Annotated in this window: 15 protein-coding genes; 4 read left to right on the top strand and 11 right to left on the bottom strand. The window is 69.4% G+C overall.

From position 1 onward, the window contains the following. Window positions 1–147 precede the first annotated feature (147 nt). The 4 genes from QMK34_RS17630 to QMK34_RS17615 form a co-directional block, all read right to left on the bottom strand. Entirely contained in the window at window positions 148–1,338 is a 1,191-nt protein-coding gene (locus QMK34_RS17630) for a GGDEF domain-containing protein (RefSeq protein WP_442785166.1), read from the bottom strand. 322 nt (window positions 1,339–1,660) lie between these two features. After that, the gene (locus QMK34_RS17625; protein ID WP_326415113.1) at window positions 1,661–2,917 is read right to left on the bottom strand and encodes an MFS transporter; all 1,257 of its coding nucleotides are present in this window, start codon (window positions 2,915–2,917) and stop codon (window positions 1,661–1,663) included. Window positions 2,918–3,068: 151 nt separating this feature from the next. Beyond that, window positions 3,069–3,527, bottom strand: coding sequence for a GNAT family N-acetyltransferase (locus tag QMK34_RS17620; protein WP_326415112.1), 459 nt, complete (start codon window positions 3,525–3,527; stop codon window positions 3,069–3,071). Then, complete coding sequence (locus QMK34_RS17615; RefSeq protein ID WP_326415111.1) at window positions 3,524–4,663, bottom strand: LLM class flavin-dependent oxidoreductase; 1,140 nt, start codon at window positions 4,661–4,663, stop codon at window positions 3,524–3,526. Before QMK34_RS17615 ends, QMK34_RS17620 begins: the two co-directional genes overlap by 4 nt. Before the next feature lie 156 nt (window positions 4,664–4,819). Here QMK34_RS17615 and QMK34_RS17610 point away from each other — a divergent pair, with 156 nt between their 5' ends. Beyond that, window positions 4,820–6,754, top strand: coding sequence for an FAD/NAD(P)-binding protein (locus QMK34_RS17610; RefSeq protein WP_326415110.1), 1,935 nt, complete (start codon window positions 4,820–4,822; stop codon window positions 6,752–6,754). Here the strand turns inward: QMK34_RS17610 and QMK34_RS17605 are convergent. The 5 genes from QMK34_RS17605 to QMK34_RS17585 form a co-directional block, all read right to left on the bottom strand. Further along, the gene (locus tag QMK34_RS17605; RefSeq protein ID WP_326415109.1) at window positions 6,716–7,786 is read right to left on the bottom strand and encodes a glycosyltransferase; all 1,071 of its coding nucleotides are present in this window, start codon (window positions 7,784–7,786) and stop codon (window positions 6,716–6,718) included. The genes QMK34_RS17610 and QMK34_RS17605 overlap by 39 nt on opposite strands. 195 nt (window positions 7,787–7,981) lie before the next feature. Beyond that, on the bottom strand, window positions 7,982–8,158 hold the full coding sequence (locus QMK34_RS17600) for a hypothetical protein (RefSeq protein WP_326415108.1): 177 nt from the start codon (window positions 8,156–8,158) through the stop codon (window positions 7,982–7,984). Window positions 8,159–8,518: 360 nt separating this feature from the next. Further along, window positions 8,519–8,956: a hypothetical protein gene (locus QMK34_RS17595; RefSeq protein WP_326415107.1), complete on the bottom strand. Its 438-nt coding sequence runs from the start codon at window positions 8,954–8,956 to the stop codon at window positions 8,519–8,521. A 233-nt stretch (window positions 8,957–9,189) separates the two neighbouring features. Further along, complete coding sequence (locus QMK34_RS17590) at window positions 9,190–9,828, bottom strand: HNH endonuclease family protein (protein WP_326415106.1); 639 nt, start codon at window positions 9,826–9,828, stop codon at window positions 9,190–9,192. A 156-nt stretch (window positions 9,829–9,984) separates the two neighbouring features. Beyond that, window positions 9,985–10,641 (bottom strand): hypothetical protein, encoded by a 657-nt coding sequence (locus tag QMK34_RS17585; RefSeq protein WP_442785164.1) that lies wholly within the window; start codon window positions 10,639–10,641, stop codon window positions 9,985–9,987. A gap of 100 nt (window positions 10,642–10,741) precedes the next feature. Between QMK34_RS17585 and QMK34_RS17580 the strand changes: the two genes are divergently transcribed. After that, a complete protein-coding gene (locus QMK34_RS17580; RefSeq protein ID WP_326415105.1) occupies window positions 10,742–12,028 on the top strand; it encodes an adenylosuccinate synthase in 1,287 nt (428 codons plus the stop codon). An 86-nt stretch (window positions 12,029–12,114) separates the two neighbouring features. Here QMK34_RS17580 and QMK34_RS17575 read toward each other — a convergent pair whose 3' ends face one another. Beyond that, window positions 12,115–12,612, bottom strand: coding sequence for an OsmC family protein (locus QMK34_RS17575; protein ID WP_326415103.1), 498 nt, complete (start codon window positions 12,610–12,612; stop codon window positions 12,115–12,117). Between the two features lie 119 nt (window positions 12,613–12,731). Here QMK34_RS17575 and QMK34_RS17570 point away from each other — a divergent pair, with 119 nt between their 5' ends. Further along, window positions 12,732–13,661 (top strand): LLM class F420-dependent oxidoreductase, encoded by a 930-nt coding sequence (locus QMK34_RS17570; protein ID WP_326415102.1) that lies wholly within the window; start codon window positions 12,732–12,734, stop codon window positions 13,659–13,661. On the opposite strand, the gene QMK34_RS17565 is transcribed toward QMK34_RS17570, so the two are convergent. Further along, the gene (locus QMK34_RS17565) at window positions 13,654–15,288 is read right to left on the bottom strand and encodes a Na+/H+ antiporter (protein ID WP_326415101.1); all 1,635 of its coding nucleotides are present in this window, start codon (window positions 15,286–15,288) and stop codon (window positions 13,654–13,656) included. The two genes, QMK34_RS17570 and QMK34_RS17565, sit on opposite strands and share 8 nt — an antisense overlap. A 147-nt stretch (window positions 15,289–15,435) precedes the next feature. Here QMK34_RS17565 and QMK34_RS17560 point away from each other — a divergent pair, with 147 nt between their 5' ends. Beyond that, window positions 15,436–16,692 (top strand): MFS transporter, encoded by a 1,257-nt coding sequence (locus QMK34_RS17560; RefSeq protein ID WP_326415100.1) that lies wholly within the window; start codon window positions 15,436–15,438, stop codon window positions 16,690–16,692. Window positions 16,693–16,915: the final 223 nt, after the last annotated feature.

The following is a 16,915-nucleotide window of genomic DNA, read 5'->3' as shown; positions in this document are numbered from 1 at the left end:
CTGCACGGCTGCCTCAAAACCCACACCCACTACAACGAAAACACAGCCTGGGCACACCACACCACCACACAAACCAGACAAAACACCACCGCCGCTTGACAAACAAAACCCAGGGATGTCTTCAGGGGCTTTCCGGTCGGACGTCGGCTAGGCGGCTACCGCCTGCGTCTCGCCGACCGGCGTATCCAGTGCGGGCGAACTCACCACCCGGTTGCGGCCGCTGCGTTTCGCCGCGTAGACGGCCGCGTCCGCCGAGGCCATCACCTCGTTGATACTCGAACCGTCGAGCGGGAACGCGGCGACGCCGATGGACGCCGTCTGCCGCACGATGACGACCGGTTCGCCCTCGTTGTCCCGGGAGTGGATGACCAGCTCGCTGACGCGCTGCCGGATCCGTTCCGCCGTGACGGCGGCGTCCTCCTTCGAAGACGAGGTCAGCAGCGCGACGAACTCCTCGCCGCCGAACCGGCCCGCCAGGTCCTGTGCCCGGGTTTCCGACTTGACCAGCGCGGCGACCGCCTTGAGGACGTCGTCGCCCGCCAGGTGGCCGTAGGTGTCGTTGATCTTCTTGAAGAAGTCGAGGTCGATCATCAGCGCGCCGAAGCTGCCGCCCTCGCGCTCGACCCGTGACACCTCGCGCTCGGCGCCCTGCTGCCAGGTGACCGCGTTGAGCAGCTGGGTCTTCTGGTCGGTCGTGGCCAGCACCTCGAGCTGCTTGATCAGCACCGAGCGCTGCAGCACGTGCAGCGGGATGAAGACGAGCACCATCAGGATCGGCTGGTAGGACATGACCGCGATCAGCAGCCCGCCCACGCACAGCGTCGACAGCTCGAGCACGTTGTCGTCCCAGTCGCCGAGGCAGCCGGACACGGTGGCCTCTTCGGGCGCCGCGAGGTAGAGGCCCATGCCGGTGATCACGGTGTTCGTCGCGAAGTAGGTCAGCGCGGCGGCGCAGATGCTCAGCGCGGGGCTGGCCTGGCCGAAGTCGACCTGCCCGGCGAGCCCTGCCGCGAGCCCGGACAGCGTGACCGTGGTGGTGTTGGCGACCGTGCGGTGCATCGCGCCCGGCCGGACCCCGGCCCAGCTGCGGAAACCGAGGTAGACGTACAGCGTCGTGACCAGCACGGCGATGAGCTGCGGGGGGAGCAGGAAGGAGCCGGGCAGCACCCAGACCGAGGTCATGTTGACGTGGATGCCCGGGCTCAGGGTGCGCCGCTGCCGCTCGATCTTGCGGCTCAGCTCGGTGCTGCAGACCGCGAACAGCACCAGGATCGCGAACGTCTGGAGGTGGTGGGCCGTCACCGGGACCGCGGTCGCGGAAACCAGCGTGATGGCCAGCGCCAGGGTCAGGGTCGCGCCGGTGAAACCGATCCAGGCGCGAGGCCGGGACCAGAGCGCCCATTCGCGAACCACAGTTAGTGCGCGTGGTCCAGTCTGTTCCCCCGATGTGGTCATTGTTCCCCCTGGCTGTTGTGCTCGCACCCAGCGAGCGACTAAGTACAGTCAGCTTCCACCGACTTGCAGGCTGTCTACAAGGCCTAGAGGTGTGTATTTTCTTCTTGACAGCTAGAGAAGGGCGACCAGCGGATGCGTAGTAAGGACCAGTGACAGCAGGCGCGCCAACCCGGTCGCGCTCGTAAGGCCCACGCGTGGGGTCGGCTCAGGCCTGTTCTGCGCGTGCGGCTTCACTGTCGACCCATCGTTCCGGTTGGTTGGTGAGGCTCCGCTGCCACAGCAAGGCGAGCGGGATGGTCAGGGCGAGCCCGGCGACACCGAAGATCCCCACCGTCGTCTGGGCCGTCACCTGATCCGCCAGCACGCCGCCGATCAGCGGGCTGATCCCCATGAACGTCGTCAACCCGGTGTTCGACAGGCCCATCGCCTGCGCCCGGTTCTCGTCCGGCACCGCGAGGGTGAGCGACGCGGTCGCCTGCATCAGGCAGACCGTGCCCAGCCCGCCGGAGATCACGAACAGCACGATCGACACGATCGGCCCCGGTTGCAGCAGGCAGAGCATCAGCGGGACAGCGGTGAGCCCGGACAGGGGCCCGATCAGCCTCGGCCGGACGTGGGCAGGCACCCATTTGGAGTAGATGAACGCGCCGATCACGCTGCCCAGCGGGTCGGCCGCGAGCAGCAGGCCGATCGCCGTCGTGCCGCCGCCGGACGCCGCCACGTACGGCGCCGCGATGCCCTCGTAGACCGGCAGGAAGCCCATCAGCCAGGTGAACATCACCAGCGTGCGGAGGCCGGAGTTCGCGAACACGAGCTTGCCGCCGGAGCCGATCGTCGAGAAGAACGACTTGCGCTTGTCGGCCGACGTCGCGGCCGCGCGGGCCTTGAGGCCGAACCGGAGGAAGGCGGCGGACGCCAGGAACGTCACCGTGTCGATCACCAGCGCGAAATGCGGCTCCAGCGTGATGAGCAGCAGGCCGCCGCCGGCGAACCCGGCGAGCTGCGCGGACTGGACGGTCATGCTGCGGATCGCCATGCCGACCACGAACCGGTCCCCGGTGAGCACCTGGGGCAGCAGCGCCAGCTGCGCGGCCTTGAACGGCGGATTCAGCAGTGAGACGCAGCCGACGAGGACGCAGAGCACCCAGAACGGCAGCCCCGGGATCGCCACCAGCAGGATCAACGCGCCGCGCATCAGGTCGACCGTCAGCATCACCGTCCGCCGGGGGAAGCGGTCGGCGAAGCCGGTCAGGAAGATGCCGCCGAGCAGCGAAGGTGCGAAAGTGAGTGCGTAGGTGAGGCCGGTGAGCGTGGCCGACCTGGTGCTGTTGAACACCAGCACCGACAGCGCCACCCTGGCCAGCTGGTCGCCGAAGATCGACAGCAGCTCGCCTGTCCACAGTGCCCGGAACTCGGCGACGCCGAAGACCTCGCGGAAGGTGACCCGTTGTGCCGCTGTCATGTATCGCCCCCTGAAGGTGCTCACTCTGCGACAAACCCGTAACCCGAATGGGGCAATAGTCACGGGCTGGTCACGATGCGTTAGTCGTTCATGTCAGTGTCTCCTGACCGTCGGTGATTGGCTAGGTTCTTTCGCCGGGTTTTCGGGCAGCCTAAAGATCTTTTTCGAAGGCGAGCACGCCGAAGGCGTTCGGGTCCAGCGTGCCCGCGGGCAGCCTGCGGTAGCCCGTCGCGAGGTAGAGCCCGGCGGCCTCGGGCTGCTTGGGCCCGGTGGTGAGGAGAATCCGCAGGTAGCCGCGTTGTTTCGCCTCGGCCTCCAGCTCCGCGACGACTCGCCTGGCCAGCCCCCGGCGCCGGTGCGCGGAGTGGGTCCAGACGCGTTTGAGCTCGGCCGTGCGTTCGTCGTACCGCTTGAACGCGCCCCCGGCGACGCTGACGCCGTCCTCCAGCAGGATCAGCAGGGCGCCGTCGGGCGGCGCGAACACCGAGGCGGGCTGGGAGGCCATCTCGGTGTTGCGCCCGTAGCGTGTCTCGTACTCGTGGGCGAGCTCGGCGAGCAACGGCTCCACTTCGGGGTCGCCGACCGCGAACGGCCTGATCTCGAAGCTCATCCGTCGATGGCCAGCGCGTCTGCGGCGGGGATCCGCGGAGCGACCTTCGCGGCGTCGCGCTTGGCGACCTCTTCGCGCACGATCGGGATGACGTAGCGGCCGAAATCGATGGTGTCGCCAAGCATGTCGTAGCCGCGAGCGGACAGGATCTCCACACCGAGATCGTAGTAGTCGAGCAGGGCCTGTGCGACGGTTTCCGGCGTGCCGACGAGCGCGTTCGAATTACCGGCGCCGCCGGTCGCCGCCGCCGTCGGCGTCCAGAGCGCCCGGTCGAACCGGTCGCCCTGCGCGGCTACCGCGAGCAGTCGTCGCGAGCCGGTGTTCTCCGGACTCGTCAGCGAATGCCGACTGGTCAACGCCTTGCCGCCCGCGGTGCGCGTCTTGATCGCGTCGACCGTGCGGTGGGCCTTCTCCCAGGCGAGATCCTCGGTCGGCGCGATGATCGGCCGGAACGCGACCTGGATCCTCGGCACGTCTGTGCGCCCGGCCGCCTTCGCCGCAGCCTTGACCGACTCGATCTGCTCCGCGGTCTGGGCCAGCGGCTCGCCCCACAGGCAGAAGATGTCCGCTTCGGCGCCACCGGCCACGTAAGCGGCGGGTGACGAGCCGCCGAACGAGACGCCCGGTCGTGGCTGCTGCACCGGCTTCACGTCACTGACGAAGTCAGCGAACTTGTAGTGCTCGCCGTCGTGGTCGAAGGGCTCATCCGAGGTCCAGGCCTGCTTGACGATCTGGATGTACTCACGAGTGCGCGAGTAGCGCTCGTCCTTCGTGAGGTAGTCGCCCTCGCGCTGCTGCTCGTGGTCGGTGCCGCCGGTGATGAAGTGGACGGTCAGCCTGCCGTCGGAGATCTGGTCCAGGGTGGCGAAGGTCTTCGCGGCGAATGTGGGGTACGACACGTTCGGCCGGTGCGCGAGCAGGATCTGCAGCTTGTCGAGCTTCGTCGCGACGTACGCGGCCGCCTGCGCGGGCTCGGGAGAGCCCGAACCGTAGGCGAACAGCACCCTGTCCCAGCCGAAGTCCTCGTGCGCCCTGGCCAGGCGCAGTGTGTAGTTCTTGTCGAACACGCCGCCGGATCGCGAGTGCGTCTCCGAGCCGTCGTGCGTTCCCCCGATACCCAGGAATTCAACCGGCATGACCTCGTACCTCTCGTCGATTCTCCTTCGACGGGTACGCCGTCCGGCGGCGCGCTGACAACGCTGTCCGCGGGCTGGGACTCGCGCGGTTATTCCCGGCCGTCCGCTGGGTGGGAACAGCCGCATCGCGCCGTGTCCGGGCGTACTTTCCGGGCTATGGCCCGTGCCGACCTGCCGCCGTTCACCCTCGCCGTGGTGGGGGCCGGTCCGCGTGGCGTCGGGGTGCTGGAACGGCTCTCCGCCAGTGCGCCGGAACTGCTCGGCGAACGGCGCCTGGTGGTCCACCTGGTCGATCCGTTCCCGCCCGGCCCCGGCCGGGTCTGGCGGTACGAGCAGTCACCGCTGCTGCGGATGAACTCGATGCCCGAGGACGTCACGATGTTCACCGACGACACCGTGAAGATCGACGGCCCGGTGTCGCCGGGGCCGTCCCTCGCCGGTTGGGCCCGCGAAGTGCGGTCGGGTTCCTTGCGCACCGAGGTGCCCGCCGATCTGCTCGACGAGCTGAACTCCTTGACCAGCACGGACTTTCCGACGCGCCGCTTGCAGAGCGCGTATCTCGGCTGGGTGTACCGGCACGTGCTCGCCGGGCTGCCCGGCGGCATCGAGGTCGTCGAGCACCGCGCGCGGGCGGTGCGGCTGACCGGCGACGGGCCGCAGAAGGTCTGGCTGGAGGGCCGCGCCGAGCCGCTGGTCGCGGATGCGGTGGTGCTGACCGTCGGCCACCTCGACGCCGAACCGGACGAGCGCGAGGACGAACTCGCCGCGCTGGCCGGCCATGCGGGGCTGGCCTACTACCGGGCCGGGTACACCGCCGACGTCGACTATTCGGCGATCCCGGCCGGGGAAACCGTGCTGGTGCGGGGTTTCGGGCTCGCCTTCGTCGACCTGATGCTGTTGCTCACCCAGGGCCGGGGCGGCCGGTTCGAGGAGCTGCCGTGCGGCGGGCTGCGCTACCACCCCAGCGGCGCGGAACCGGTGCTGCACGTCGGTTCCCGGCGCGGCGTGCCCTATCACGCGAAGACCGGCTACCGGCTCCAGGGAAAACCGTTGCTGCTACCCAGGTTCTTCGATTCGTACGCCATCGAAAAGCTGCGGGCCGCGCCCGGTTCGGTGCATTTCCGCGACGACGTGTGGCCGCACATGGCCAAGGAAATCGCGTGGGGCTACTACAGCGAGCTGTTCACCGGACATCCCGGCCGGGTGCGGCTGGACTTCGCGGTGTTCGCCGACACGTTCGCCGATCTCCCTTGGTACAGCGAGGAAATGCGTGAGCTGATCCGGACGGCCGTGCCCGCCCAGGAGGACCGGCTCGACCTCGAAGCCGTCGACCGGCCGCTGACCGGGCAGCGCTTCGGCACCCCCGAGGAGTTCGAAAAGCACCTGCGCGAGTACGTCGAGCAGGACCTCTCGCGCCGGGCGGACGCCGAGTTCAGCGCGGACCTCGGTGCGTTCATGGCGCTGCTGTCGGTCGTCGGCCAGCTGCCCGCGCTCGTCGGCACCGGCAGGCTCGGCGCTGCCTCGCAAGTGTCCGATATGGACGGTTGGTTCCACGGGTTCTTCTCGTACTTCGCGAGCGGGCCGCCGCCTCGGCGACTTGAGGAGCTGCTCGCGTTGCAGGAGGCCGGAATCGTCTCGTTCCTCGGCGCGGACATGCAGGTGGAGCCCGACGCGGCGCGCGGCGTGTTCGTGGCCCGGACTGCCAGCCACCCCGGTGAGGTCGAGGCCCGCACGCTCGTCGAGGCGCGGCTGCCGGAACCGAGCGTCACGCGCGCGTCCGACCTGCTGCTGCGTCAGCGACGCGACGCCGGGCAGCTGGCGGAAGAGACTGTCGCCGACGTCGTCACCGGCGAAAACCTGCCGTCGGGGCGGATCCACACCCGGGTCGCCGACGCGCGGCTGCTCGACGCGGACGGCACCCCGCACCGGCTCCGCTTCGCGCTCGGCCCGCACACCAGCGCTCGCTCGGCCGCGGCGTTCACCCGCCCGCGCACGAACGCGATCTCGTTCCGCCAGAACGACGCCGTCGCCCGCGAGCTCCTACGCCTGGCTTCAGCTGTTCGTGAGCAGTCGGACGACCTCGGCGGGTGAGGGCAGCGCGGCGATCTCGGCGCCGACGGAGCGGGCGGCTTCGCGGGCGTTCTGGTCGGTGAGCAGGACGCGAGCGTGCTCCTCGACGGCGTCGGCGGTGATCGCCTCGCCACGCAGCGACCGGGCGGCGCCGAGCTCGGACACCGTGTCGGCGTTGATGAACTGGTCCGCGCCCTGCGGCAGGATCAGCTGGGGCAGACCGGCGGACAGCGAGCCGAGCACGGTTCCGGTGCCGCCGTGGTGGACGGCCAGGTCGGCGTGCGCGAGCACCTCGGTCTGGGGCACGAACCGTTCGACCCGCACCGACGCGGGCACCGGCCCCAGCGCCGACGGATTCCCTGGCCTGACCGCGACCAGTACGTCCACCGGCAGCCGTGACAGGCCGTCGATCGCGGCGCGGAACACCTCCGTCGCCCCGAAGGCCATCGTGCCGAGCGTCAGGTAGACGAGCGGGCGGGACTTCCGGTCCGAAACCACGGCAGGCAGCGGCACGTCCTCGGTCCACGGCACCTGGCGCATCCGGTGCACGACCGGCAGCGCCGCGGCCACCGGGTCACGCAGGCTGTCCGGCCAGACGTCGACGCAGGCGTCCCCCATCAGCGGGTCGGCGGGCAGGTCCCCGTCCCACAGCCAGGCGAGCCGCTTGGCGGACTCCTCGATCACGGCGGGTGGCATCGACCGGCCGATGACCTGCGCGACCGCCGGGATCCCGGCCCGGCGGGCCCCCGCCCCGGCGCCGGCGTCGCTCATCTCGTAGACCACCAGCTCGGGGGTCAGCCGGTCGAGCAGCGGCTCGACGTCCGCGAGCGTGGCGTGGGGCAGGACGTCGCAGAACATGGTGAACAGGACCTCGGTGACGTCCTCGCCGTGCCGCCGCCGTGCCTCGTCCTCCGCCTCGCTGACGCTGATGCCCACGCGATGGGCCTCGAAACCCAGGTCGCGCAGGCGCGGCAGGAACGTCTCCCCGGTCCCGAACACCACCTCGTGTCCGGCGTCGCGCGCCGCGGTGGCGAGCGGGAGAAGCGGGTACACGTGCCCATAGGCAGGCCGACAGGAGAAGAGGATCCGCACCCGATCGACCTTACGCGTCAGGCCCTGACGACTGAGGCGATTTCGGCGGCCCACTGCCACGGTTTCGCGGTGCCGCCGGGTAGCGCGTTGAAGTACTCCCAGCCGTCGACGCCGCCGAAGCCAGGTCGACGTATCCGCCGCAGTTGGCGGAGTTCGTCACCGTGCCCGCGACGACCTGTCCGCCGGGACGGCCCCGCGCTTGATGATGTCGTCGTACCCGGTGGTGTTCGCGAGGGCGACGGGGAAGCTCGCGCCGAAATCTTTCCGCAGCAGCGGATGGTAAGTGCCGAGCAGGAGCCTGAGGGCCGCCAGGCCCACGCAGAGCCTTCGCATGGTTCAGACCACGGGGCGGTGGACGGTCATTGGTGTACCTCCGGACCGGTAGGCGCCCGGCCCGCGAGCCGAGGCCGAACGCGCGCAGCGACTCGCCCGCCAGCGCCGTGATGTCCTCGCCGTCGAACCGGACCGGGGCCGCGGTCGTGCCACCGGCGGCCGAGCAGGCGGCGAGCAGCAGTGCGGGGGCGACGGGCAGGAGCGGGGAACGACGAGACACGGGCGGGCCTCCAGCGGGAAAGGGGCGCGCTTTTGCTTGCGCCTGCCCGATTCACGCTAATCGCGGACTTGAGGCCCGCCCACGCCTTGGGCGCGACTCCCACCGTGGGGAAGTCCGCCGGATACCCCTCGACTGGGGTGTCAGCCGATGCCGAGCACCGACTTCGCGGTCGTCCAGTCGGTGAGCATGGCGTGCTGTGCCGCCGTCAGGGTCGCCTTTCCCGCGCACACCGCCTTCTTCACCGCGTTCTCCACACTGTCCTTGGAGTAGGCGTTCTCGTTACCGGCGTGCGGCTCTGGCCACAGGTTCTTGGGGTCCTTCGGCGCGCCGCCGAGTTCCAGCGGCAGGAAGTGGTCCTCTTCGTAGTCGGAGAGGTTCACGTCCGCGTAGCCGTAGTCCCTGATTCCCTGCGTCTTCAGCTGGTTCGTGTACGAGGTCGACGGCCGCACTGTCGCCGTCCAGCCCGACACGCAGATCGTCGAACCGATCGTCGACTGCGTCACGTCCGGGTTCAGGGCGCCGGGGGTGCACGCCGGGTCCGGTAGCGGCAGATCCGCCTGGGTGCAGGAAGAACTCACCGCTTTCGTCGTCAGCGGCGCCGCCGACGACGTTGACACGCCGGCGCACGCCAGCCCTGTCGCCAGTACCACCACGCCCAAGAATCGAGAGGACAGCTTCATTGTCCGGACCTTCCTGTTTTGTTCGCTACGAAGGAGAAGAGGTGTCATCCACCGAAAACGGGCAGCACGAAGAAGCCCGGTGCGGGAGATGGAAAAGTATTGCTAGCTAAGGGATTACTTGAGGTGGAGCGTCAGCAGCGGCCCAGCATGTCCGTCAGCGCGCTCTTCTCGGCGGTGTTGATCGTCAGCTTGAACTTGTATTTCACCGCGACCCACATGCTCGCGTAGGTGCACCAGTAGCCGACCGTCGGCGGCTTCCACGCGTCCGGCGACTTGTCGCCCTTCTGCTGGTTGACGTTGTCGGTCACCGCGATCAGCTGCGGGTCGGACAGGTCGTTCGCGTAGGCCTGGCGCTGCGCTGTCGTCCACGCGGAAGCGCCGGTGCGCCAGGCGTCGGCCAGCGGGACGACGTGGTCGATGTCCACATCGGACGCCGCGGTCCAGGTCGCGCCGTCGTACGGGCTGAACCAGCTGCCCGACGTCGGCGCGCAGTCGGTGCCGGTCTTGACGTTCGTGCCGTCGCGTTTGAGCACGACCTCACGGGTGTTGCAGCTGCTGCCCTGGTCGATCCAGTGCGGGAACTTGTCGCGGCTGTAGCCCGTCTGCGAGCCGTCGGCCTTGACCGTGAGGGTGGTGAGCTCGGATTTGGCGGTGGCGCCCGACGGGATGCCGGGAGGGGTGGCACCGGCGAGGCTCACGACGGTCGCGCAGAGAACCGTCGTAACGGACATTACGGTTAGGGAGTTACGAACAGTGCGAGACGTTGGCATTTTGCTGCCTCCGTGTCAGGTGTGGGGACTTTCCTACCCTGATACACGGACGAGTTCAGTGCAACACTTATGGGTGACAACTTGCCGACATTGAGTTAACGCCAAGTGACTTCAAGAGGGCGCCAGGTCGACGAGTTGCGCTCGATCGGTGACCGCTCAAGCGAGACCGCGCACCAGGCGCAGGTCCTCGGTGTGGCGGTACCAGGTCCATTTGCTCACCGCGCGCGGGAAGACGACGCCGTCGCTGATCGGGCGCGTCGGGATGCAGCCGATCTGGAAGGCCCGCGAGTACGACGTCGACGGCCGCTTGAACAGCGTCCCCTTCGTCACCCGGACCATCAGGCCGGGCCCGCCGGGGTCCGGCTCGACCTCGATCGAACGCGCCGGGCCCCGCAGCGCCACGGCTTCGTCGCAGTAGGCGACCCCGCGGACCATGCCGAACACCCCACGCCCGACCAGGACACCGCCGGAGTCGTCGCGGATGAGTGGGATCGGGTCGACGTCGCCACGCAGAGCGAGCGCGAGCGCACGCAACGGATCCGGCGGGAGCTGCCAGACGGCCGCGACGGCGGAGTCCTTCGAGGTCGGCACGAAACCGAGCGACACGCCGGTCAGCCGGTCCTTCCGTAACAGGCGCAAAGTCACAGCGGCGAGATCGGCGTCCGTCCCGACGATCACGAGGTGCTCGTGTTCGCCCAGCAAGGGGTCGATATCCGCCTTGCCCGGCAGGCTCGGCACGTGCAGGATCTCGACGTCGTCGATGGCCGGGAAGGGCGGCGGTTCGTCGCCGCAAGCCACCACAAGTCCACGCACCCCGAGGCCCTCCGTTACGCTTATGCACCGGCATTTACCAGCGCCAAAAGTGTCCTCGCGGACACCCCTCAAACCTGTTGCCGAACACCTGGAGTGTCACATGCCGGCCATCGTGCTGATCGGTGCCCAATGGGGAGACGAAGGCAAGGGCAAGGCCACCGACTTGCTCGGCGACCGCGTCCAGTGGATCGTCCGCTACCAGGGCGGTAACAACGCGGGCCACACCGTCGTCCTGCCCGATGGGCAGAACTTCGCCCTGCACCTGATCCCGTCCGGGATCCTCACCCCCGGCGTCACCAACGTCATCGGCAATGGCGTGGTGATCGACCCCGGCGTCCTGCTCGACGAGCTCGCCGGCCTCGAAGCCCGCAACGTCGACACCGGCCGCCTGCTGATCTCCGCCGACGCGCATTTGATCATGCCGTACCACGTGGAGATCGATAAGGTCACCGAGCGTTACCTCGGCAGCCGCAAGATCGGCACCACCGGCCGCGGCATCGGCCCCTGCTACCAGGACAAGATCGCCCGCGTCGGCGTCCGCGTGCAGGACCTGCTCGACGAGAAGATCTTCCGGCAGAAGGTCGAGGCGGCGCTGGAGTTCAAGAACCAGGTTCTGGTCAAGGTCTACAACCGCAAGGCGCTCGACGCGAACGAGGTCGCCGACGAGGTGCTGGCCGCGGGCGAGAAGTTCGCCCACCGCATCGCCGATACCCGCCTGCAGCTCAACCTGGCCCTCGAGCGCGGCGAGACCGTGCTGCTGGAGGGCTCGCAGGGCACCCTGCTCGACGTCGACCACGGCACCTACCCGTTCGTGACCTCGTCGAACCCGACCTCCGGCGGCGCGAGCGCGGGTTCGGGCATCGGCCCTGGCCGGATCACCACGGTGCTCGGCATCCTCAAGGCCTACACAACCCGAGTCGGCTCCGGCCCGTTCCCGACCGAACTTCTCGACGAGTCCGGCGAGTACCTGCGCAAGGCGGGCGGCGAGGTAGGCGTCACCACCGGCCGCAACCGCCGCACCGGCTGGTTCGACGCGGTCATCGCGCGCTACGCGACCCGCGTCAACGGCATCACGGACTACTTCCTCACCAAGCTGGACGTCCTGTCGAGCCTGGAGAAGGTCCCGGTGTGCGTCGCCTACGAGGTCGACGGCTTCCGCACCGAGGAGATGCCGATGACCCAGACCGACGTCCACCACGCGGTCCCGGTCTACGAAGAGCTCCCCGGCTGGTTCGAGGACATCTCCGGCTGCCGCACCTTCGAAGAGCTCCCGGCGAACGCCCGCGCGTACGTCGAGCGCCTCGAGGAGCTCTCCGGCGCCCGGATCTCCGCGATCGGCGTCGGCCCCGGCCGCGAGCAGACGATCGTGCGCCACGACTTCGTCTAGCTCTCCCGCAAGTGTCGCAAGTGTCATGAAAGGGTCTTTCAGGACGAAAATTGCCCTGAAAGACCCTTTCATGACACGCCCGGGACCTACCCGAGCGAACTCTTCACCGGGGTCTCGTTCCGGAAGAGGTCCAGCACCGGGCAGTGCTCGTCGACCTGGCGCTTGAGCTCCTCGTAGCGCTCGGCGCCCGCCGGGCCGGTCAGCTCGACCGACACGCGGACCTCGCTGAAGCCGGGGCGGGTGTTGGCCGAGAAACCGAAGAATCCGTGCAGGTCGAGGTCGCCGTCCACCACGACCTTGATGCCCTCGAGCGGGACGCCCAGTTTCGCCGCCCAGAACTGGTACGTGATCACCTGGCAGGAGCCCAGCGCCGCCAGCGCGAACTCGACCGGGTTGGCGGCGGTGTCGGTCCCGCCGAGCGCGGCGGGCTCGTCGACGGTGAACGAGTGGTCGCGCACGTTGACCTCGACCACCGTCGCCGTGCCAGGGGTCAGCGTGTGCGCGACGCTGAACTGGACGGCCGCGTTGCGCGGGTCGGCGTCGACGGCGGTGCGGGTTCCTTCGATGACGTCGGTCAGCGACATGGTTTTCTCCTGTGATCGTCGGGAGTCTGCGCCCAGAATGCGCAATCCGCGGCGAAACCGCGCCCCCTCCCAGATGCTGAACCGCGGAATGCCCGGCCGCGCCCGCTGTTGTCCCGATCATGAGCATCGGAGTCGCGCTCCCGTCAGGGGACACCGAGAACACCGCCAACATCGTCGACGAACTCATCGCCCAGACCCGGCAAGCCGCCGACGCCGGGCTGGACCGGGTCTGGTTCTCCCAGCGATACGACCACGACGCGATCGCCCTCGCCGCGCTGGCCGGGCGCGCGGTGCCGGAGATCGCCGTCGGCACCTCGATCGTGCCGATCGTCCCGCGTCACCCGCTGCTGCTGGCGAGCCTCGCGCAGACGGCGCAGGCCGCGACCGGCGGCCGCTTCACCTTGGGGGTCGGGCTCGGCGCGAAGGCGCTTTCAGAGGCCGCTTACGGCGTCGGCTACCCGCCGCCGATCAGGCACCTCCGTGAGTGGCTCACCGTGCTGAATCAGGCGCTCGACGGGGAGCAGGTGAGCTTCGACGGCGAGACCGTCAGCGCGCACCCGGTGTGGCCCGTCACCGTCCAGGGGAGTGCGAAGCCGGAGGTGATCGTCGCCGCGATGGGCCTGCAGGCGTTGCGCGTCACCGGGGAGCTCGCCGACGGGACGCTGCCGTTCCTCGCCGGGCCGCGCACGGTGTCCAGGCAGATCGTCCCGGCGATCACGAAAGCCGCCGAGGCCGCGGGCAGGCCCGCGCCGAAGATCATCGTGGCGTTCCCGGCGATCGTCACCGACGAGCCGGACGCCGTGCGCGAGCTCGCCGCGCCCCAGCTGGCCTTCTACGACGACATCCCGTCCTACCGAAAGATTCTCGACGCCGAAGGGGTCGACGGCGCGCTCGACCTCGCGGTGATCGGCGACGAGAAGACGGTGGCGGACGCGGTGCGCCGCTACTTCGACGCGGGCGCGACCGAAGTCGTCGTGACGCAGGCGGGCCTGCGGTCGGCGGCGGAACGGTTGCGCACCTGGGCGCTGCTGGGAGGGCTCGCTAGCTGAGCCGGGATGTCAGCTGGCTCGACTGCGCGAGTTCCTCCAGATCCAGCTCGCGCAGGACCTTCTGCAGCACCTCGTCGTCAAGACGGCGGGCGTCCCGTTCGGCGATGAGCGCCTCGCGCTGGGCGACCAGCAATTCCTTGCGCGCCTTGGCATACGCCGCCTGGGGGCTGGCTTCGCGTTCCTCGGCGGACAGGGAGATCGCCGCCTCCGCGAACCGGAAACGCATCTCGACGAACCGCCGCAACCGTTCGTGCAGCCGGGCTTGGCGTTCCGCCGTTATGTCCACTGTGGACAACATCTCGGGCAGCAGCTCGTCCAGTTTCGCCAGCGCCGCGTCCATCGCGGCCCGGCGCGCGGCGAGCTCCTCGACGGCGTCCCGTTCGGCCTCGTCGTGGTCCTGCACCTTCAGCGCGCGGATCAGCAGCGGCAGGGTGAGGCCCTGGATCAGCACCGTCCCGATCGCCACGGTGAACGCGAACAGCTGGATCTCCTCGCGCCCCGGCGTCCCCAGCGGCACACCGGCCGCGGCGGCGAGGGTGACCACGCCGCGCATGCCCGTCCACGAGACGACGGCGAGGTGCCGCCACGACGGCGCCTCGCGCTCCTTGCCGAACAGCCGCAACGTCTGCGGCAGGTAACTCGACAGGAACACCGCCGGGATCCGCACCAGCATCGTCACGCCCAGCACGATCGCGGCGGTCACCGCGAGGGTCCCGTTGTCGCGCGCGGCACCGTCCGCGCCGTCCAGCACGAACGGCAGCTGCAGCCCCATCAGCGCGAAGACCAGCGTCTCCAGCAGCACGTCGATCGACGCCCACACGGATCTGTCCTGCATCCGGGTCGCCGGTGAGGCGTGCAGTGACTTGTGCCCGAGGTAGAGCCCGGCGGAGACGACCGCGAGCACGCCGGAACCGCCGAAGTCCGGGGAGAACGGGTGCAGGTGCTCGGCGGTGACATACGCGCCGAACGGCACGATGATGCCGAACGCGGACTCCAGCAGCGGGTCGTCGAGCTTGCCGCGGATGAGCACCACCAGCATCCCGGCCGCCAGCCCGACGCCGATGCCGAGCACGGTCGCGACCAGGAACACCAGGAAACCGTGGCCGATCGAGCCCGCCGTGCCCGCGACCGCTGCCAGCCCCACCTTGTAGAGCGTCAGCGCGGCGGCGTCGTTGACCAGGCTTTCGCCGGTCAGCACGGCCATCACCCGTCTGGGCAGCCCGAGCCGCCGCCCGATCGCGACCGCCGTCACCGCGTCCGGCGGCGCCACCACGGCGCCGAGCACCAGCGCGGACGCCAGCGGCAGGTCCGGCAGCAGCAGGTGCACGACGAACCCGACCGCCAGCGCGGTGAGGCCGACCAGCACCACCCCGAGCGCGATGATCGGCCGGAGGTTGCCGCGGAAGTTCGTCAGCGAGCTTTCGAGTGAGGTCGAGTACAGCAGCGGCGGCAGCACGACGGTCAGGATCAGCTCGGGTTCCAGCTCGAGCCGCGGCACGCCGGGGATGAGCGCCACTGCGAGCGCGGCCACCACGATCAGCAGTGGCGCCGAGAGGTTGTACCGGCGGGCCAGCGCGGTCAGCCCGAGCGAACCCGCGAGCACGCCCGTCAGGGTCAGGATCTCCATGTCTGCGACCTCCGCGCTGATCTTCGCGCAGGCCCGGCAGGTCCGCTCGTGCGCCTTACTTCCACTCAGTGGAAGTGACCTGGACTACAGTGTGCGCATTATGTATATATGTTCGTATCGCGCACATAAGTCTCCCGGAGGTCACCGATGCCCCCCACCGGAACCGCGGCCCGATCCTGGGTCGTCCCTCTTGCCTGGACGGCTGTCCTGCTGGACGGCTTCGACCTCGTCGTGCTGGGAACCGTGCTCCCCGCACTGCTGCGTGACCATGTCTGGGGGCTGACGCCGGGCACGGCCTCGGTCGTCTCCACGGTCGGCCTGATCGGGATGATGCTGGGCGGGCTCATCATCGGCACCGTCACCGACGTGATCGGCAGGCGCAAGGCCTTGATCATCGCGGTGCTGTCGTTCTCCGTGTGCACCCTGCTCTGCGCGTTCGCGCCCGGGGTGGTCGTGTTCGGCCTGCTGCGTTTCCTGGCAGGGCTGGGCCTCGGCGGCTGCCTCCCGACGGCGATCACGCTGGTCACGGAGTACGCCCGCAAGGGCAAGGGCAGCAGCGCGACCACCACGGTGATGACCGGCTACCACGTCGGCGCGGTGCTCACGGCGTTGCTCGGCATCTCGCTGATCCCGGCGCACGGCTGGCGCGCGATGTTCGTCGCCGGCTCGCTCCCGGCGCTCGTGCTGGTGCCGCTGATGATCAAGTACCTGCCGGAGTCCGAGTCCTTCGAGCGGGTCCGCGAGGTCCGCCAGGCCGAGGGCAAACCCGCCACCGACATGGTCGCCGGGCTGTTCCGCGGCGGCCTGCTGCGCGCCACCATCGCGTTCTGGGTGACCTCGTTCATGGGCCTGCTGCTGGTCTACGGGCTCAACACCTGGCTCCCGGAGATCATGCGCCAGGCCGGGTACCCGCTCGGCGCGGCGCTGGGCCTGCTCCTGACGCTGAACCTCGGCGGCGTCGCCGGGCTGCTCGTCGCCGGGCGCGTCGCGGACAAGCTGGGCGCCCGCCGCTCGACGGTCGGCTGGTTCGTCGGCGCGGCGGTGTTCCTCGCGCTGCTCAGCGTCAGGCTGCCGTCCGCGGGGCTGTACATCGCGGTCTTCCTGACCGGTTGCTTCGTGTTCAGCGCGCAGGTGCTGGTGTACGCGTACATCGGCCGCACGTACCCGGACGCGATGCGCGCCACCGGGCTGGGCTGGTCCGCCGGGATCGGCCGCATCGGCGCGATCAGCGGCCCGATCCTCGGCGGAGCCCTGCTCGGCGCGGGCATCGCGTACCCGTGGGGCTTCTACGCGTTCGCCGCCGTCGGCGCGCTGGGCGCGGTCGCGGTCAGCGGCGTCCGCCCCGGCACGGGCAGTCCCGTGCCAGCCGTGTCCCCCGCCGCGGAAAGTCGCCCCGTCGCGTAGCCGCCCCACCGGGACAGCCGTGCGCGGGAGCAAGGGACCTTTACTGCCGTTTCGGGGGGACGTGCCGTGAAGGGAACTCTTGTGGCGTCTAGGTCCCTGAAGGTGGCCTTCAGGGACTTCCCGGGAGCTCCGCGCGGAACCCGCTGGCTCAGCCGTGCGTTGGCCGCGTACGTGCAGGTCAGTGGTCTCTGAAGGCCACCATGAGGGACTCTGACGCCCTCAT

Origin of the sequence: Amycolatopsis sp. H20-H5 (genome assembly GCF_035828755.1) — a bacterium.
Classification (GTDB): Bacteria; Actinomycetota; Actinomycetes; order Mycobacteriales; family Pseudonocardiaceae; genus Amycolatopsis.
The sequence above is the reverse complement of the archived record's forward strand: the minus strand, read 5'-3'. Positions and strand labels throughout refer to the sequence as shown.